The sequence below is a fragment of the Streptomyces globosus genome (assembly GCF_003325375.1).
GTDB classification, from domain to species: Bacteria; Actinomycetota; Actinomycetes; order Streptomycetales; family Streptomycetaceae; genus Streptomyces; species Streptomyces globosus_A.
The window spans coordinates 5100572-5118048 of sequence record NZ_CP030862.1 but is presented as its reverse complement, the minus strand read 5'-3'; the positions used below and the strand labels follow the sequence as shown (position 1 = coordinate 5118048).

At 72.5% G+C, this 17477-nt stretch carries 16 protein-coding genes and 1 pseudogene; 11 read left to right on the top strand and 6 right to left on the bottom strand.

Annotated features, from left to right (window positions below; genetic code table 11):
- From C0216_RS33580 to C0216_RS22715, 3 genes are all read right to left on the bottom strand, one after another.
- Positions 1–1149: a hypothetical protein gene (locus C0216_RS33580; protein ID WP_162793277.1), complete on the bottom strand. Its 1149-nt coding sequence runs from the start codon at positions 1147–1149 to the stop codon at positions 1–3.
- An 85-nt stretch (positions 1150–1234) separates the two neighbouring features.
- Entirely contained in the window at positions 1235–2017 is a 783-nt protein-coding gene (locus C0216_RS22720) for an ABC transporter permease (RefSeq protein ID WP_114057068.1), read from the bottom strand.
- Positions 2014–2940, bottom strand: a complete 927-nt coding sequence (locus C0216_RS22715) for an ABC transporter ATP-binding protein (RefSeq protein WP_114057067.1) — start codon at positions 2938–2940, stop codon at positions 2014–2016. Before C0216_RS22715 ends, C0216_RS22720 begins: the two co-directional genes overlap by 4 nt.
- Positions 2941–3170: 230 nt before the next feature.
- On the opposite strand from C0216_RS22715, the gene C0216_RS22710 reads away from it, so the two are divergent.
- The 8 genes from C0216_RS22710 to C0216_RS22675 all read left to right on the top strand — a co-directional run bounded on the left by C0216_RS22710 (position 3171) and on the right by C0216_RS22675 (position 9782).
- Entirely contained in the window at positions 3171–3932 is a 762-nt protein-coding gene (locus C0216_RS22710; protein WP_114057066.1) for a helix-turn-helix transcriptional regulator, read from the top strand.
- On the top strand, positions 3929–5344 hold the full coding sequence (sufB, locus tag C0216_RS22705) for a Fe-S cluster assembly protein SufB (RefSeq protein WP_114057065.1): 1416 nt from the start codon (positions 3929–3931) through the stop codon (positions 5342–5344). Before C0216_RS22710 ends, sufB begins: the two co-directional genes overlap by 4 nt.
- Before the next feature lie 79 nt (positions 5345–5423).
- Positions 5424–6602, top strand: coding sequence for a Fe-S cluster assembly protein SufD (gene sufD / locus C0216_RS22700; protein ID WP_114057064.1), 1179 nt, complete (start codon positions 5424–5426; stop codon positions 6600–6602).
- A complete protein-coding gene (locus C0216_RS22695) occupies positions 6602–6919 on the top strand; it encodes a bifunctional 3-phenylpropionate/cinnamic acid dioxygenase ferredoxin subunit (protein ID WP_114057063.1) in 318 nt (105 codons plus the stop codon). Before sufD ends, C0216_RS22695 begins: the two co-directional genes overlap by 1 nt.
- Positions 6920–6926: 7 nt before the next feature.
- Complete coding sequence (sufC, locus tag C0216_RS22690; RefSeq protein ID WP_114057062.1) at positions 6927–7691, top strand: Fe-S cluster assembly ATPase SufC; 765 nt, start codon at positions 6927–6929, stop codon at positions 7689–7691.
- Complete coding sequence (locus tag C0216_RS22685) at positions 7688–8944, top strand: cysteine desulfurase (protein ID WP_114057061.1); 1257 nt, start codon at positions 7688–7690, stop codon at positions 8942–8944. The genes sufC and C0216_RS22685 overlap by 4 nt, the downstream gene beginning before the upstream one ends.
- A 35-nt stretch (positions 8945–8979) precedes the next feature.
- Positions 8980–9441, top strand: a complete 462-nt coding sequence (sufU, locus tag C0216_RS22680) for a Fe-S cluster assembly sulfur transfer protein SufU (protein ID WP_114057060.1) — start codon at positions 8980–8982, stop codon at positions 9439–9441.
- Positions 9438–9782, top strand: a complete 345-nt coding sequence (locus tag C0216_RS22675) for a metal-sulfur cluster assembly factor (RefSeq protein ID WP_007263433.1) — start codon at positions 9438–9440, stop codon at positions 9780–9782. The genes sufU and C0216_RS22675 overlap by 4 nt, the downstream gene beginning before the upstream one ends.
- 127 nt (positions 9783–9909) lie before the next feature.
- On the opposite strand, the gene C0216_RS22670 is transcribed toward C0216_RS22675, so the two are convergent.
- On the bottom strand, positions 9910–10785 hold the full coding sequence (locus C0216_RS22670; RefSeq protein ID WP_114057059.1) for a winged helix-turn-helix transcriptional regulator: 876 nt from the start codon (positions 10783–10785) through the stop codon (positions 9910–9912).
- Between the two features lie 105 nt (positions 10786–10890).
- Between C0216_RS22670 and C0216_RS35395 the strand changes: the two are divergent.
- Positions 10891–12137: pseudogene (locus tag C0216_RS35395) on the top strand (MFS transporter).
- A 9-nt stretch (positions 12138–12146) separates the two neighbouring features.
- Complete coding sequence (gene dapD, locus C0216_RS22660; RefSeq protein WP_114057058.1) at positions 12147–13127, top strand: 2,3,4,5-tetrahydropyridine-2,6-dicarboxylate N-succinyltransferase; 981 nt, start codon at positions 12147–12149, stop codon at positions 13125–13127.
- Between the two features lie 104 nt (positions 13128–13231).
- On the opposite strand, the gene C0216_RS22655 is transcribed toward dapD, so the two are convergent.
- Both C0216_RS22655 and C0216_RS22650 read right to left on the bottom strand, forming a co-directional pair.
- A complete protein-coding gene (locus C0216_RS22655) occupies positions 13232–13492 on the bottom strand; it encodes a hypothetical protein (protein ID WP_114057057.1) in 261 nt (86 codons plus the stop codon).
- A gap of 225 nt (positions 13493–13717) precedes the next feature.
- A complete protein-coding gene (locus C0216_RS22650) occupies positions 13718–15562 on the bottom strand; it encodes an endonuclease/exonuclease/phosphatase family protein (RefSeq protein ID WP_114057056.1) in 1845 nt (614 codons plus the stop codon).
- Between the two features lie 331 nt (positions 15563–15893).
- Here C0216_RS22650 and C0216_RS22645 point away from each other — a divergent pair, with 331 nt between their 5' ends.
- On the top strand, positions 15894–17471 hold the full coding sequence (locus C0216_RS22645; protein ID WP_114057055.1) for a hypothetical protein: 1578 nt from the start codon (positions 15894–15896) through the stop codon (positions 17469–17471).
- Positions 17472–17477: the final 6 nt, after the last annotated feature.

The following is a 17477-nucleotide window of genomic DNA, read 5'->3' as shown; positions in this document are numbered from 1 at the left end:
TCACGAGGGGGTGTCGCCCGGGCGGCGCGCCGCGGACTCCGGGCCCGACACGTACCGGAAGCGGGCGCCGGCCGGATCGCCCTCCTCGTGCCACCACACCCGCAGCCGCCAGTGCGTCCCGTCCCCCGGGTAGTGGGGGGAGATCCGGAAGCCGCGCACCAGTTCCGCGCCGACCTCCTCGGCCGTGCGGTGGCGGACCTCGGCGCTGCCCTGCCAGCTGCTGTGCCGGCCACCCCAGAGCCCGTCGGCGCCGCGGGCCTCGAACCGCCACACGGCCCGCCACGGCGTGACCTCCAGCATGGTGCGGACCTGGTCGGCGCCCAGGTGCAGCCGGGCCGCCAGCTCCTCCTCCGGCACCCCCTGGATCCGGGCGGCCACCACGGCCTGCGGCAGCAGCCGCCCCGGCAGCAGGCCGCGGGCCCGCAGACCCACCAGGGAGCCGAAGGACAGGAAGCGCAGGCGCAGCTCCAGCTGCCGGCCTATGTGGTCGAGGGCCTCCTCCGCGTCGGCCGCGCCTGCGGAGCCGGGATCGGCCAGCAGCAGTGCCCGGAAGGCGCCCTCGGCCTCCACCGCGCGTGCCGCGGCCTCCTCGGCCAGGCCCAGCTCGGCGAGCCGGTCGCCGAGGAACACCAGGGCCTGGGCGAGGCCGCGCCGGTTGACCGGATCCTCCTGGTCCAGGCCGCTCCACACCCCGACCGCGGTGCGCGTCAGGTCCAGGGCGCGCTCGCCGGCCGCCCGCTCCATCGCCCCCGGCCCGTCCTCGGCGGCCGCACCGAGCGGGTGCAGCGGCAGCCGGTCGGGGCCGCTCAGCGGCCACGCCAGCCAGACGCCCTGGTTGATCAGCAGCCGGGCGTACCAGCGGGCGTACTGCGGGGAGTGGCCCGCGGCCTGCCGTACGTACCCCAGCCCCTCCTCCACGGCCGCCAGCGCCCCGGCCCGGTCACCGCCGGCGAAGCGCCGCGCCGCCAGGTCGCCCAGGCGCAGCCCCAGCCGCGCCGCGCACTCCGGATCGGTCCCGGCCGGCCCGCGCAGGGCCCCGATGAGCTCCCCCAGCAGCGCCTCGGCCTCGCCGTACGCCGCCTCCCGGTCCCCCGACCTGATTCCCGCCCACTGCTCGTCCAGCCGCAGTGCGGCCTCCCGCTGCCCCATTTCCGCCCCCCGGCGTCCTGGTGGTGCGCCACCCCTGTGCTGCGGCGCCCATCGTCCCCCGGGACCAACGTACGGGGCGGGGGATTCACTCCCAGCGGAAGAACCTGGCCGCGGCGCCGAGGCCCAGCGCGGCCCACGCCGCGAGGACGGCGGCGTCGCCCCACGGCATCGGCGCGCCGTACCGCAGCACCTCCCGCAGCCCCTCCGACAGCGCGGTGATCGGCAGCAGCCCGAGGACGGACTGCACCGCTCCGGGGAACTTCTCGACCGGCACGATCACCCCGCCGCCGACCAGGAGGAGCAGGAAGACCAGGTTCGCGGCAGCCAGCGTGGCCTCCGCCCTGAGCGTGCCGGCCATCAGCAGTCCCAGCCCCGAGAACGCCGCCGTGCCCAGCAGCACCAGCAGCACCGCCGGCAGCACCCCGCCCTGCGGGGACCAGCCCAGCGCGAAGGCGATCGCCGTCAGCAGGGCGATCTGGAGCACCTCGGTGACCAGCACGCACAGCGTCTTGGCGGCCATCAGCGCCCAGCGCGGCAGCGGCGAGGCCCCGAGCCGCTTGAGCACCCCGTAGCGGCGGTCGAAGCCGGTGGCGATGGCCTGGCCGGTGAACGCGGTCGACATCACCGCCAGCGCGATGACGCCGGGCGCGAGGAAGTCCACGGCCTCCTCACCGCGGGCCGCGTCGAGCGGCACGGAGACGATGTCGACGGCCGAGAACAGCACGAGCAGCATCGCCGGGATCACCACGGTCAGCAGGAGCTGCTCCCCGTTGCGCAGCAGCATCCGCGTCTCCAGCGCCGTCTGCGCGAGGACCATGCGGGACACGGGCGCGGCCCCCGGGCGGGGGGCGAACGTACCGGCGCTCATGCGCGCAGCTCCTTACCGGTCAGTTCGAGGAAGACGTCTTCGAGTGTGTGCCGCTCCACCGAGAGGCCGTCGGGCATCACCCCGTGCTGGGCGCACCAGGAGGTGACGGTCGCCAGCATCTGGGGGCCGATGTCACCGGTCACGCGGTACACGCCTGGGAGGATCTCCGCGGCCTGGGTGCCGTCGGGCAGCGCCTTGAGCAGCGCGGCCAGGTCGAGGGCGGGGCGGCCGGTGAAGCGCAGGGTGTTCTCCGCGCCGCCGCGGCACAGCTGCTCGGGGCTGCCGTGGGCGATCACCCGGCCGGCGTCGACGATCGCCACCTCGTCGGCCAGCTGCTCCGCCTCGTCCATGTGGTGGGTGGTGAGGACGACGCCGACCCCGTCGGCGCGCAGCTCCCGTACGAGCTCCCAGGTCGCCCGGCGGGCCTGCGGGTCCAGACCGGCGGTGGGCTCGTCCAGGAAGACCAGCTCGGGGCGGCCCACCACGGCCATGGCCAGTGACAGCCGCTGCTGCTGGCCGCCCGAGAGGCGGCGGTAGGGGGTGCGGCCGCAGCTCTCCAGGCCCAGCCGCTCCACGAGCGCCGGGACGTCGAGCGGGTCGGCGTACAGCCGGGCCATGTGGCGGAGCATCTCGACGGCGCGGGCGCCGGAGTACACGCCGCCGGACTGGAGCATGACGCCGATCCGGGGGCGCAGGGCCGAGGCCTCGGCGACCGGGTCGAGGCCGAGGACGCGGACCGTCCCGGCGTCGGGCCGCAGATAGCCCTCGCACGTCTCGATCGTGGTGGTCTTGCCCGCGCCGTTGGGGCCGAGTACGGCGGTGACCTCGCCCCGGCGCACGGTGAGGTCGAGACCGTCCACCGCCGTCTTGGGGCCGTACCGCTTCACCAGTCCGCGGATCTCCACGGCGGGGTCGTTGCTCATGCGGGTGAGTCTACGGAGCAGTCCGGGGCTCCCGGGGCGCCGGGGCGGGGCGCCGGCGGCGCGTGCGGGGCGCCCGGCGCAATCGCGCATCAGTGCTGGTGGGAGAGGGGAGGACGGCCGTCCGGATCACTCTGCGTGGACACCTTAGGTAACCCTTAGTGACGGAGGACACGGGGCGTGGCGTCCGTCACGGCTTGTCGCTGCTCGGCTAATTACGCAACAATGGCGTTGTGAAATACAGCGAACGGCTGACCGAGGCCCCCCAGGGGGAGCTCGCTACCGGGGAGCGGTCCACCCGCAACCGGGTCGCGCGCTCCATCCTGGACCACGGCCCGTCCACCGTCGCCGACCTCGCGGCGCGCCTCGGCCTCACCCAGGCCGCAGTCCGCCGCCACCTGGACACCCTGGTCACCGACGGCGTCGTCGAAGCCCGCGAACAGCGGGTCTACGGCGCGCGCACCCGGGGCCGGCCCGCCAAGGTCTTCGCCCTCACCGACTGCGGCCGCGACGCCTTCGACCAGTCGTACGACTCGCTCGCCGCGGACGCCCTGCGCTGGATCGCGCAGTCCGCCGGCGGCGGCGAACAGGGCGAGGCCGCCGTGGCCGCCTTCGCGCGGGCCCGCATGGAGGCGCAGGCCGAGGCCTACCGTGCGTCCGTCGAGGCCGCTGCCCCCGGGGACCGCACCGAGGCCCTCGCCAGGGCGCTGACCGCGGACGGGTACGCTGCCACGGCGAAGAGCGCTCCCGGTCCGCACAGCGGAGAACAGCTCTGCCAGCACCACTGCCCGGTGGCCCACGTAGCCGGGCAGTTCCCGCAGCTCTGCGAGGCGGAGACCGAGGTCTTCTCCCGCCTGCTCGGGACCCACGTGCAGCGCCTCGCCACCATCGCCCACGGCGACGGGGTGTGCACGACGTTCATCCCGCGTGGCGCGGGCACAGCACAGTCCAACTCATCAGCATCTGCAAGCACGGCCGGGAGGAACCCCGCATGACCACGGAGACTGCTCACCCTGAGCTCGAGGGTCTGGGCAACTACGAGTACGGCTGGGCCGACTCCGACGCGGCCGGCCAGGCGGCGAAGCGCGGCCTGTCCGAAGACGTCGTCCGGGACATCTCGGCGAAGAAGAACGAGCCCGAGTGGATGCTGAAGCTCCGCCTCAAGGGCCTCAAGCTCTTCGACAAGAAGCCCATGCCGACCTGGGGCTCCGACCTGTCGGGCATCGACTTCGACAACATCAAGTACTTCGTGCGGTCCACCGAGAAGCAGGCCGAGTCCTGGGAGGACCTGCCGGAGGACATCAAGAACACGTACGACAAGCTCGGCATCCCGGAGGCGGAGAAGCAGCGCCTCGTCGCCGGTGTCGCCGCCCAGTACGAGTCCGAGGTCGTCTACCACCAGATCCGCGAGGACCTGGAGGCCCAGGGCGTCATCTTCCTCGACACCGACACCGCCCTGAAGGAGCACCCGGAGCTCTTCCAGGAGTACTTCGGCACCGTCATCCCGGTCGGCGACAACAAGTTCGCGTCGCTGAACACCGCGGTCTGGTCCGGCGGCTCCTTCATCTACGTGCCCAAGGGCGTCCACGTGGACATCCCGCTCCAGGCCTACTTCCGTATCAACACGGAGAACATGGGCCAGTTCGAGCGGACGCTGATCATCGTGGACGAGGACGCCTACGTCCACTACGTCGAGGGCTGCACCGCCCCCATCTACTCCTCCGACTCGCTGCACAGCGCCGTCGTCGAGATCATCGTGAAGAAGGGCGGCCGCTGCCGCTACACCACGATCCAGAACTGGTCGAACAACGTCTACAACCTGGTCACCAAGCGCGCCGTGGCCTACGAGGGCGCGACCATGGAGTGGATCGACGGCAACATCGGCTCCAAGGTCACGATGAAGTACCCGGCCGTCTACCTCATGGGCGAGCACGCCAAGGGCGAGACCCTGTCCATCGCCTTCGCGGGCGAGGGCCAGCACCAGGACGCCGGCTCCAAGATGGTCCACATGGCGCCGAACACCTCCTCGAACATCGTCTCCAAGTCGGTGGCGCGCGGCGGCGGCCGCACCTCCTACCGCGGCCTGGTCGAGATCGGCGAGGGCGCCGCCGGCTCCAAGAGCAACGTCCTCTGCGACGCCCTGCTGGTCGACACGGTCTCCCGCTCGGACACGTACCCGTACGTGGACGTCCGCGAGGACGACGTGACCATGGGCCACGAGGCGACCGTCTCCAAGGTCTCCGACGACCAGCTCTTCTACCTGATGCAGCGCGGCATGACCGAGTTCGAGGCCATGGCCATGATCGTGCGCGGCTTCGTCGAGCCCATCGCCAAGGAGCTGCCGATGGAGTACGCGCTGGAGCTGAACCGGCTGATCGAGCTCCAGATGGAGGGCTCGGTCGGCTGACCCCGGCCGCGCGGCGGACCTCCGGCGCAATCTTTGACGTAGGCAGTGTTCTTTCAAGAGAGTGAGCAACACGACAGCCATGGCTGAGGCTCAGAACATCCCGGTGGGCTCCACCACCGCCGGCTCGATCGCGGTGGCCGCGGAGTCCACCGTCGCCACCAGGATGAGCGCGCCGCCGTCCTTCGACGTGGCGGACTTCCCCATCCCGCACGGCCGGGAGGAGGAGTGGCGCTTCACCCCGCTGGGCCGGCTGCGCGGCCTGCACGACGGCACCGCCGCCGCGGACGGCGCCATCAAGGCGCAGATCGACGCGCCGGAGGGCGTCACCGTCGAGACGGTCGAGCGCGGCGACGAGCGCATCGGCAAGGCCGGCACCCCGGTGGACCGGGTCGCCGCCCAGGCCTTCTCCTCCTTCGCCAAGGCCACGGTCGTCACCGTGCCCAAGGAGACCGTGCTCACCGAGCCGATCCGCGTCGCCCTGCACGGCGAGGGCGGCACGACCTTCGGCCACACCGTCTTCGACATCAAGCCGTTCGCCGAGGCGATCATCGTCATCGACCACACCGGTGACGGCGTCCGCGCCGCCAACGTCGACATCCTCGTCGGCGACGGCGCCAAGGTGACGTTCGTGTCCGTCCAGGACTGGGACGACACCGCCGTCCACACCTCGCAGCACAACGCGCTGCTCGGCCGCGACGCGACCTTCAAGTCCGTCGTCGTGACCTTCGGCGGCGACCTCGTCCGCATCCACCCGCGCGTGCGCTACGCCGGCCCCGGCGGCGAGGCCGAGCTGCTCGGCGTCTACTTCACCGACGCCGGCCAGCACCAGGAGCACCGCCTCCTCGTCACGCACGACGCCCCGCACTGCAAGTCCCACGTGGTCTACAAGGGCGCCCTGCAGGGCCAGGACGCCCACGCGGTCTGGATCGGCGACGTCCTCATCGAGAAGAGCGCCGAGGGCACCGACACCTACGAGATGAACCGCAACCTCGTCCTCACGGACGGCGCGCGGGTCGACTCCGTCCCCAACCTGGAGATCGAGACCGGCGAGATCGTCGGCGCCGGCCACGCCTCCGCGACCGGCCGCTTCGACGACGAGCAGCTCTTCTACCTCCAGGCCCGCGGCATCCCGGCCGACGAGGCCCGCCGCCTCGTGGTCCGCGGCTTCTTCGCGGAACTCGTCCAGCAGATCGGTGTCGACGACATCGAGGAGCGCCTGATCGCCAAGATCGAGGCAGAGCTCGAGGCGTCCGTCTGATGACGTACGTCAAGGCCTGTGCGCTCAGCGAGCTGGAGGAGAACACCCCCAAGCGGGTGGAGCTCGACGGCACGCCGGTGTCCATCGTCGCCACCGAGGGATCGGTGTACGCGATCAACGACATCTGCTCGCACGCGAACGTCTCCCTCTCGGAGGGCGAGGTCGAGGACTGCATGATCGAGTGCTGGCTGCACGGGTCGGCGTTCGACCTGCGCACCGGCAAGCCGTCCGGGCTGCCCGCGACGCGCCCCGTTCCCGTATACCCCGTAAAGATCGAAGGGGACGACGTGCTCGTCTCCCTCACCCAGGAGTCCTGAGGCACCCATGGCAACGCTTGAAATCCACGACCTGCACGTCTCCGTCGAGGCGGAGAACGGCGCCCGCGAGATCCTCAAGGGTGTCGACCTCACCGTCAAGCAGGGTGAGACGCACGCCATCATGGGCCCCAACGGCTCGGGCAAGTCCACCCTGGCGTACTCCCTCGCCGGCCACCCGAAGTACACCATCACCGGTGGCACGGTGACCCTCGACGGCGAGGACGTCCTGGAGATGTCCGTCGACGAGCGCGCCCGCGCCGGCGTCTTCCTCGCCATGCAGTACCCGGTCGAGGTCCCCGGCGTCTCGGTCTCCAACTTCCTGCGCACCTCCGCCACCGCCGTCCGCGGCGAGGCGCCCAAGCTGCGCACCTGGGTGAAGGAGGTCAAGGAGGCCATGGCCCGTCTGCAGATGGACCCCGCCTTCGCCGAGCGCAACGTGAACGAGGGCTTCTCCGGCGGTGAGAAGAAGCGCCACGAGATCCTCCAGCTGGAGCTCCTGAAGCCGAAGATCGCGATCCTCGACGAGACGGACTCCGGCCTGGACGTCGACGCCCTGCGCATCGTCTCCGAGGGCGTCAACCGCGTCCGCGAGTCCGGCGAGGTCGGCACCCTGCTGATCACCCACTACACGCGTATCCTGCGCTACATCAAGCCCGACTTCGTGCACGTCTTCGCCAACGGGCGCATCGCCGAGTCCGGCGGCGCCGAGCTGGCCGACCAGCTCGAGGCCGAGGGCTACGACAAGTACGTGAAGGGTGGCGCAACGGCGTGACACAGCTGCCCGGCCTCCTCGACATCGAGGCGATCCGCAAGGACTTCCCCCTGCTGGATCGTGTGGTCCACGACGGGAAGAAGGTCGTCTACCTGGACAACGCGGCAACCTCGCAGAAGCCGCGCCAGGTCCTCGACGCGCTGAACGCCTACTACGAACGGCACAACGCCAACGTCCACCGGGGCGTGCACGTGCTCGCCGAGGAGGCCACGGCACTGTACGAAGGCGCCCGCGACAAGGTCGCAGCCTTCGTCAACGCGCCGAGCCGCGACGAGGTGATCTTCACGAAGAACGCCTCCGAGTCGCTCAACCTGGTCGCGAACATGCTCGGCTGGGCCGACGAGCCCTACCGGGTGGACCGCGACACCGAGATCGCCATCACGGAGATGGAGCACCACTCCAACATCGTCCCGTGGCAGCTGCTCTCGCAGCGCACCGGCGCGAAGCTGAAGTGGTTCGGCCTCACCGACGACGGCCGGCTCGACCTGTCCAACATCGAAGAGGTCATCACGGAGAAGACGAAGATCGTCTCCTTCACGCTGGTCTCCAACATCCTGGGCACGGTCAACCCGGTCGAGGCGATCGTCCGGCGGGCCCAGGAGGTCGGCGCGCTCGTGCTGGTCGACGCCTCCCAGGCCGCCCCGCACATGCCCCTGGACGTCCAGGCCCTCGGCGCCGACTTCGTGGCCTTCACCGGCCACAAGATGTGCGGCCCGACCGGCATCGGCGTCCTGTGGGGCCGCCAGGAGCTCCTGGAGGACCTCCCCCCGTTCCTCGGCGGCGGCGAGATGATCGAGACCGTCTCGATGCACTCCTCGACGTACGCCCCGGCGCCCCACAAGTTCGAGGCGGGTACGCCCCCGATCGCGCAGGCCGTCGGCCTCGGCGCGGCCGTGGACTACCTCACCTCGATCGGCATGGACAAGATCGCCGCGCATGAGCACGCGATCACCGAGTACGCCGTCCGGCGCCTGCTGGAGGTCCCCGACCTGCGCATCATCGGCCCGACGACGGCCGAGGACCGCGGAGCCGCGATCTCCTTCACGCTCGGCGACATCCACCCGCACGACGTGGGCCAGGTGCTCGACGAGCAGGGCATCGCCGTCCGCGTGGGCCACCACTGCGCGCGGCCGGTCTGCCTGCGGTACGGAATTCCTGCGACCACGCGGGCGTCTTTCTACCTGTACTCCTCTCCGGCCGACGTCGACGCACTGGTCGACGGGCTGGAGCACGTACGCAACTTCTTCGGCTGACCGGGGAAGACGAGGGTGACGAAGACGGAGCCGCAGTGAAGCTGGATTCGATGTACCAGGAGCTGATCCTGGACCACTACAAGCACCCGCACGGGCGCGGCCTGCGCGAGGGCGACGCCGAGGTGCACCACGTCAACCCGACGTGCGGCGACGAGATCACGCTGCGCGTGAAGTACGACGGGGAGACGCTCGCCGACGTCTCCTACGAGGGCCAGGGCTGCTCCATCAGCCAGGCCAGCGCGTCCGTGCTGAACGAGCTGCTCGTGGGGAAGAAGCTGTCCGAGGCGCAGCGGATCCAGGAGACCTTCCTGGAGCTGATGCAGTCCAAGGGCAAGATCGAGCCCGACGAGGCCATGGAGGAGGTGCTGGAGGACGCGGTCGCGTTCGCCGGCGTCTCGAAGTACCCCGCACGGGTGAAGTGCGCCCTGCTGAGCTGGATGGCGTGGAAGGACGCGACGGCCCAGGTGCTGGGCGACGCGGAGAGGAAGACGGCATGACCGAGAACGCGACCCCCGAGGCGTCGATCAAGCCGGCCACCGAGGAGGAGGTCCGCGAGGCCCTCTACGACGTGGTCGACCCCGAGCTGGGCATCGACGTCGTCAACCTGGGCCTGATCTACGGCATCCACATCGACGACGCGAACATCGCCACTCTCGACATGACGCTGACGTCCGCGGCCTGTCCGCTGACCGACGTCATCGAGGACCAGGCGAAGTCGGCGACCGAGGGCATCGTCAACGAGCTGCGCATCAACTGGGTGTGGATGCCGCCGTGGGGCCCGGACAAGATCACGGACGACGGCCGCGAGCAGCTGCGCGCGCTCGGCTTCAACGTCTGAGCCGACCGGTGCGACACGGGAAGGACCCCTGGCACAGGACCTGTGCCGGGGGTCCTTTCTGTCGTGTGCGGGCAGGGCGTGCGCGAGCGGGTCGTGCGCGCGGGTGCGTGCGTCCTGGCCGGCCCGGTCAGGCCGCCGCCCGGACCGCCGCGAGGGCCGCGCCGACGCTCGCCTCGATGTCGGTGACCGGGTAGAACACCTCGCGGACGGTCCGCTCCCGGTCCACGACCAGCGTCAGCCGCTTGATCCGGATCTGCCCCGCCCGGAACGTCGGCAGCCGCAGCGCCGTCGTCAGCGTCAGGCCGGCGTCCGACAGGAGGGGGAAGCGCAGCCTCTCCGCCTCCGCGAACTCCCGCTGCTCGTCGGGCCGCTGGGTGGAGACACCGTGCACGGCGGCACCGGCCGCCGTGAACTCCGCGAGCTGGTCGCGGTACGTGCACGACTCCAGGGTGCACCCCTTGGCCCCCGGGATCCCGGCCCAGCCGGGCGGGTAGGCGTCGGCGCGCGCGTAGGCTCCCGGGAAGCAGTACAGCACCGTGAACGGCAGGGTGCCGTCCACCGGGTCGCGCAGCTCACCGAAACGATCCGGCAGGAGCATCGCGGGCAGCCGCGTGCCCTTCAGCGCGTTGACCCGGGCCGCCTCGCGCGAGGCCTCGTCCGTTGTGGCGGTCATCTCTCCGTCTCCCAGGACCCAGGTGTCTCCCCAGTCCTGGAGGGCCACCAGGACCGGCAGCAGCCCCCGCCCGCGCGGGGTCAGCCGGTACTCGTGCCGCACCGGGCGCTCCTGGTACGGCTCGCGCGTCAGCACCCCGGCCTCGACCAGCAGCCTGAGGCGCTCGGCCAGGACCTTGCGGGAGACGCCCAGCTCGCGCTGGATCTCCTCGAACCGGTGCAGGCCGCGGGCCGCGTCACGCACGATCAGCAGCGTCCACCAGTCGCCCACGACGTCGAGGGCCTGGGCGATCGCGCAGTCGGCGTCACCGAGGTGTGTGCGCTGGGCCATGGGAACTCCTTCGTCCGTTGACCCAAGGCTGTCATGCTGACATAGTCCGTTCCCAAAAGGAACTCACCTCCGTGGAGAGCGGGGGCGGCGGGGGGCGGGGCGGGCGTGACGAAGGCTTTCAAGGACGTGCCCAGAGCGGTGTGGCTGCTGGCGGCCGGCGTGTTCGCCCACGCCGTCGTCAGCTTCACCTTCGTCTTCGTGTTCCTGTACCTGACAGGCCCCCGCGGCCTCGGCGCCGCGCAGGCGGGCCTCGTCACCGGCCTCGGCGGGCTCGGCCTGGTCGCGGGGAACCTGACCGGCGGCTGGTACGGCGACCGGTTCGGCCACCGCCGGGTGCTGCTCGCCGCGTCCACCGCGGCCGGTATGGCCCTGGCGTCGTTCCCGCTGCTGCCGGGGCCGCTGCTGTGCGCCGCGCTGCCGCTCGCCCAGTACGCCGCGGGCGTCGTCCGTGCGGCGAGCGCGGCGCTGGTCGCCGTGACCGTCCCCGAGGGGGCCCGCCGCCAGGCCTTCGCCGTCGTGCGCTCCGCCTCCAACGGCGGGTTCGTCATCGGTCCGCCGCTGGGCGCGCTGGTCGCGACCGGGCTCTCGTATGACTGGCTCTTCGTCGCCGACGGCCTCGGAACCCTCCTCTTCGCCGTGTGGACCGCCCGTGTCGTCCCCGCGCGCGGCGCCTCCGGGCAGCGGCCTCGGGTGCCGGCGGCGGCCGGCCCGGGCGCAGCCTGTGGCGGGAGCTACGGGAGCGGCCCGCGGTGCTGGTGGTGCTCGGCGGGGTCCTCGTCACCGACCTCGTCTACCGCCAGCAGTACGGCACCTTCCCCGTCTTCCTCGCCGACCACGGCCTCGACGCCGCCGACTTCGGCTTCGTCATCGCCCTGAACGGCGCGGTGGTCCTGCTGCTGGAGCTGCCGGCCGCCGCGCTGCTGCGCGACCGGCCGCCGCTGCCCGTCATCGGGGCGGGGCTGGTGCTCGTCGGCGCCGGGTACGCCGCGCTGCTGCCCGGCGCGGGGGTGGCCACCGCCGTCCTGATGATCCTCCTGCTCAGCCTCGGGGAGATCCTCTACAAGACCACCGCCACCGCCTATGTCGCCGACCGGGCGCCCGAGCACGCGGCCGGGCGGTTCCAGAGCCTCTACGCGGGCGTCTCCGTCAGCGGCACCGTCCTCGGCCCGCCGCTCGGCGGGGCCCTGTACGCGGCGGCGCCCGGGCTGCTGTGGCCGGTGTGCGCGGCGCTCGCCGGGGGCGCGGGCGCAGCCGTCCTGTACGCCGGGCGGCGCAGGGCGCGCGGGCCGGCGGGGCGCAACGGGCGCCCGGCACATGAGACCGGTTCGCCCCCGCAGGCCGTCGCCGGTTAGGTTTCCGACATGACTGCCACGCGTACCACCGGCGCCGTCGCCGCCGGACTTGCCACCCTCGCCGCCGACGGCACCGTTCTCGACACCTGGTTCCCCGCCCCCGCGCTCGCCGACGAGCCCGGCCCGGCCGGCACCGAGCGCCTCACCGCCGAGCAGGCCGTGAAGCTGCTGGGCACCGCCGCGTCCCAGGCGATCCGCAAGGACGAGGTCCGCGGGGTCGAGGTCGTAGCCGTCCGCACCGTGATCGCCTCCCTGGAGGACAAGCCGCTCGACGCGCACGACGCCTACCTGCGCCTGCACCTCCTCAGCCACCGCCTGGTCAAGCCGCACGGGCAGAACCTCGACGGCGTCTTCGGCCTCCTCGCCAACGTCGCCTGGACCTCGCTCGGCCCCGTCGCCGTCGACCAGGTGGAGACGGTGCGCCTGAACGCGCGCGGCGCGGGCCTGCACCTCCAGGTCACCTCGATCGACAAGTTCCCGCGGATGACGGACTACGTGGCCCCCAAGGGCGTGCGCATCGCCGACGCGGACCGGGTCCGCCTGGGCGCGCACCTCGCCGAGGGCACCACCGTCATGCACGAGGGCTTCGTCAACTTCAACGCCGGCACGCTCGGCACGTCCATGGTCGAGGGCCGCATCTCCGCGGGCGTCGTCATCGGCGACGGCTCCGACATCGGCGGCGGCGCGTCCACCATGGGCACCCTCTCCGGCGGAGGCAAGCAGATCATCTCGATCGGCGAGCGCTGCCTGATCGGCGCCGAGGCGGGCGTCGGCATCGCGCTGGGCGACGAGTGCATCGTCGAGGCCGGGCTGTACGTCACCGCGGGCACCCGCGTGACGCTGCCGGACGGCCAGATCGTCAAGGCGCTGGAGCTGTCCGGCGCCAGCAACATCCTCTTCCGCCGCAACTCGGTCACCGGCACCGTGGAGGCCCGGCCGAACAACGCGGTCTGGGGCGGCCTGAACGAGGTCCTGCACAGCCACAACTGAGGCACTGCCGCAACCGGCCTGCGGGCGCTCCCACCCCGAGCGGGGGAGCGCCCGCAGGCGTGTCCGGGGCCGGCGCGGGCGCAGGTGCAGGCGCCGCGGCCGGGTCAGCGCAGGGCGATGGTGCGGACGAGGCCCGCGAAGGCCTCCTCCTCCGCCTCGGTCAGTTCCACCGTCTCCATCGGGTGCCCCGCCGCGACCCGCTGGGCGGGAAGGGCGGCCAGGCCCTCGGCGGCGGTGGCGGCGGGCTCGGGATGGTGCAGCCGGGCGCCCCACAGGATGCGGCCGAATCCGGCCACGCACGCGAGTGCGGCCGCGAAGAGGACGGCGAGGCCGACCTCCTGGGCGAGGGAGACGGAGGGGAACACGCGGTCCTCCTGAAGGACGGGGGACAGGATCGAGCGTGGGGATACTCAACACCACAACCCGGGTCGAACGGGTCATGATGTGTCGAGCGTCACTCCAGGGCGCAAACTCCCCATCTCGCCCCTGAGGCCGCCGGTCCCCTCCCGCCGAACGCCGCGGGCCCGACCGCGCCGGCCCCCGTACGGGGGCCGGAGGAGGCGGCCGGGCCCCGGGTCACCTGCCCGCCGTCACGGGCGGAAGCGCAGGACCTGCGGGTCGTGGTCGCTGTTCTGCACCGCGAACTCCGCGTTGATGTGCACGCTGTCGTACGTGTACGACTTGATCGCCGGGCTGACCAGGATCTGGTCCAGCACCTGGGCGTTGCCCTGGAAGACGTACGAGTACCGCTCCCGCTTCGGCAGCGACTTGACCGCCGCGTACAGCGCGCCGCCGTCCTCCAGCGCCTTCGTCGTCTCCGAGAACTCGAAGTCGTTGATGTCGCCGAGGGCCAGGACGCGGGCGTTCTTGTCGGCGGCCAGCAGCTGCTTGACGAAGGCGTTCACCGACTGGGCCTGCTGCAGGCGCTGCGCCTCGGAGGAGCGCACCGGCGGCTGGTGGTGGGAGGTCAGGCCCTCGTCGCCGCCCTTCGAGCCGAAGTGGTTGGCGATCACGAAGACCGTCCGGCCGCGGAAGACGAACTCGCCCGCGAGCGGCTTGCGGCTGTCCTGCCACGCCGGGTTCGCCGGGTCGATGCGGCCGGGGGAGTGCGTGAGGGCCGCGCGGCCCTTGACCTTGGTCACGCCCGTCGCGGTGGCGGCGTCGCCGGCGGCGCGGTCGGTGAAGGACACGCGGTCGGGGTTGAAGAGGAACACCTGGCGGATGTTGCCGCCGGGCTGGCCGCCGTCCTTGTTGTTCTCCGGGTTGACGGTGCGCCACTGGTAGGACGGGCCGCCCGCCGCGGCGATGGCCGCCGTGAACTTGGCGAGGGTCTGCTCGGCGGAGACGGTGCCGTCGTTCTTGGCGCCGTTGTCGTCCTGGATCTCCTCCAGGGCCAGGATGTCGGGGGAGGCGAGGTTCTCCACGACCGCCTTCGCGAGCGCGTCGAACTTCTCCTGCGGGTCGCCGGGGTCGAGGTTCTCGACGTTGTACGTGGCGACCGCGAGCTCGCCCTGCGCCTGCGGCTTGGTCTTCTCGGGGGCGAGGGTGCCCTTGGCGACGGTGCCGAGGGTGCGCGCGACGAGCGTGTAGCCGCCGAACTGGTTGTAGTCCATCGGGCCCTCGGTGGTGCCGGTCAGCTTGTCGCCGACGTTGGCCACCGGGAACGGCTGCTGCGCGAGGGGAGCGAGCTGCTGCACCTTCAGCCGGCCCGTGTTCTGCGACTCGTAGGAGCCGTAGACGGTGCCGCCGCGCCTGTTGTTGTTCTCCCAGCCCTTGACGGTGACCCACAGCTCGCCGTACTGCGCCGAGCTGGCGCCGACGACGCGGGAGTTGCGGATGGAGACGTTCATGCCCTCCAGCGCCTCGTAGTGGTCGAGGGCGTAGCGCGAGGGCTCCAGGGTGAGGCCGTTGATGCTGCCGCCGGCGGCCGGGTCGCCCGCGGGCGCGTACGCGGCGGGGACGGTGTACTCGTTGACGGCGACGGCCTCGGGGAGGGCGTTGCCGGAGGAGACCACGGTCACCGTCGGCTTCGATATCTGGGTGATCGACTGGTTGCCCGAGTTGGTGCCGCCGGGGACGTACTCGCCGACCAGGCCCGAGACCTTGACCGCGTCGCCCACGGCGACCGTCGGGGCGGAGCCGGTGAAGACGAAGACGCCCTCGCTGGTGGCGTCGTCGTCGTCGGCGTCGGGGTCCTGCATCCAGAAGCCGCGCGAGCCGTATGCGCGCACGCCGGTCACGATGCCCGCGACGTCGGCGACCTGCTTGCCGTTCAGGGGGGAGATCCGGGTGGTGCCCTGGATGTCGTGGATGCGTACCGCCTCGGCGGACGCGGTGCCTTCTGCGGCGTCGGCGGTGCCCGCCAGCAGGCCGGTGGCCAGGGCGCTGGCGACGACGGCCGCGACGGCGGCGGAACGGGAATGCGAGGAGCGCATGGTCAAGGAACTCCGGTGTGTGGAGGAGTGGAGCGGAGGGGGCGTACGCGGTGGCCGTACGTGGTGCGTGGTGCCTGTGAACTGGCGGGAAGCCTGCGGTGGTCGACGGCCCCCGGCCGCGGGTCCGCAGGGCTCCCGAAGGGTCCCCCGATGTCTACGCGCGTCAATTTCCTTCGTGGCCAGTGACGTTGTCAAGACCTCCAGGGCAACTGGAAGGCGACTGTGAGATGAACCAAACAAGCGGCGCCGGACACGTCCGAAATGCGTCTACTGTGGGGCGCCGGAGGGCCGCGGAGGCGCGGCCGCACAACCTCGGCGAGGAGACCGCCCCATGCCCGCACAGCCGCACGAAACGCTGCCGCCGGTCCGGCTGCCGTCCGAGGCGGAACTCGCCCGCGACGCCCTCGCCGCCCCGCTCTTCGCCGCAGCGGTGCGGCTGGCCCGCTGGGCGGGCGCCGGCACGCGCGTCGACGACGCCGGCGAACTCCCGCCCGCCCGCCTCCCGGAGGCCGCGGCCGCGCTCGGCCTCGACCCGCAGGATCCGGGCGCGGGGGCGCATGCGAGCCGTGCATGGCGGGTCGCCCTGGACATCGGCCTCGTCGAACTGACGGGGCAGCCGGACGGCGCCGGAGCGGCGGAATCGGGCGGAACGGAACACGGGGCAGCGGAGGCCGCCGGCGCCACCGGAGCGGGACATGCCGCGACGGCCGGTGCGACGCCGTACGCGACGGCCGCGGCCGGCGAGGACCTCGCCCTGGTGATCGGCGGCGCCCCCGCCGACGTGCTTCGCCTGTGGCTCGCCGCCTGCGACGCCGTCCTGGCGGATGCGGCCGTCCCGGACCTCGACGGCCTCGTCGACGCCCTGGACGCAGACGGCGCCATCGACTTCGACCGGCTCGACTGGAACCCGCAGCGCGAGGCGGACCTCCTCGACGCCGTCCTCGCCGACCTCTACCTCCTCACAGCAGGCGGCCGCAGCACGGCCGGCGGCACGGTCCCGCTGCCGGTCCTCGCCGCCTCCGTGGCCGCCCCGGGCGGGATCAACGGGCCGGGCCCCGCCGTCCTGGAGCGGGTCGCCGACGCACTGATGCGGCTTGACGGGCAGTTCCGGCAGCTGGAGCCGATCGGGCTCGTCGAGTTCCGGCCCGTCGACGAGGCGGTGCTGCTCTCCCCGGACGACGAGGACCCCGCCGCCGGCCCCGCGGCCGGGGCACCCGGCGCCCGTACGGGCCTGGACCCGGAGGACGTCTCCCGGTACGGCACGGTCCGCCTCACCGCCCTCGGCCTGTACGGCATCCGCGCCCGCCTCATGGAGGCCGGCATCGCCGCCCCCGCCGTCGGCGAACTGGCCGGCAAGGGCGCCGACGCGCTGCTCGACGCCGTCTGCGACTACCCCGAAGCAGCCGCCGAGGCGGAGATCCGGCAGTGGCTCGACGCCCGGGACCTCCCCGCGGCCGCCGCCGAACTGCTCGACGCGGCCCGCGGCGCCGACCCGGGCGGCCCCCTGCGCTGCCAGCAGGCCCTCGCGGTGGCCGGCCCGCAGGCCGAACCGGCGGTCCGGGCGGTGCTGGACGACCCGGAACTCGGCGGACTGGCCCGGGTCTGGCTGGCCGAGACGGGGGCGTCCGACGTACCCGCACCGGACGGGGCGCTGGTGTACTGGCTGGCGGTCGACACGATCGCCGCGCAACTCGGCGGTGCCGGCGGCGGGGAGGGCGAGGCGGAGGAGCTGCCGCTGCTGATGGAGTCGCTGACGGCCCACCATGCCGGCTTCTTCGAGCAGGCGTGGCGTGTCGAGCACCCGGCGACGGCCGAGGTGCTGGAGGCGATGGGCCGCCTGCACCCGGACAAGCAGGCGGCGAAGCAGGCCCGCAAGGCGGCGTACAAGACCCGCTCCCGCCCCCGCTGACCCCTT

Bases quoted from the DNA above. Each gene is read 5' to 3' on its own strand.
- C0216_RS33580 (WP_162793277.1), bottom strand. From the start codon at position 1,149: ATGGGGCAGCGGGAGGCCGCACTGCGGCTGGACGAGCAGTGGGCGGGA.
- C0216_RS22720 (WP_114057068.1), bottom strand. From the start codon at position 2,017: ATGAGCGCCGGTACGTTCGCCCCCCGCCCGGGGGCCGCGCCCGTGTCC.
- C0216_RS22715 (WP_114057067.1), bottom strand. From the start codon at position 2,940: ATGAGCAACGACCCCGCCGTGGAGATCCGCGGACTGGTGAAGCGGTAC.
- sufB (WP_114057065.1), top strand. From the start codon at position 3,929: ATGACCACGGAGACTGCTCACCCTGAGCTCGAGGGTCTGGGCAACTAC.
- sufD (WP_114057064.1), top strand. From the start codon at position 5,424: ATGGCTGAGGCTCAGAACATCCCGGTGGGCTCCACCACCGCCGGCTCG.
- C0216_RS22695 (WP_114057063.1), top strand. From the start codon at position 6,602: ATGACGTACGTCAAGGCCTGTGCGCTCAGCGAGCTGGAGGAGAACACC.
- sufC (WP_114057062.1), top strand. From the start codon at position 6,927: ATGGCAACGCTTGAAATCCACGACCTGCACGTCTCCGTCGAGGCGGAG.
- C0216_RS22675 (WP_007263433.1), top strand. From the start codon at position 9,438: ATGACCGAGAACGCGACCCCCGAGGCGTCGATCAAGCCGGCCACCGAG.
- C0216_RS22670 (WP_114057059.1), bottom strand. From the start codon at position 10,785: ATGGCCCAGCGCACACACCTCGGTGACGCCGACTGCGCGATCGCCCAG.
- dapD (WP_114057058.1), top strand. From the start codon at position 12,147: ATGACTGCCACGCGTACCACCGGCGCCGTCGCCGCCGGACTTGCCACC.
- C0216_RS22650 (WP_114057056.1), bottom strand. From the start codon at position 15,562: ATGCGCTCCTCGCATTCCCGTTCCGCCGCCGTCGCGGCCGTCGTCGCC.
- C0216_RS22645 (WP_114057055.1), top strand. From the start codon at position 15,894: ATGCCCGCACAGCCGCACGAAACGCTGCCGCCGGTCCGGCTGCCGTCC.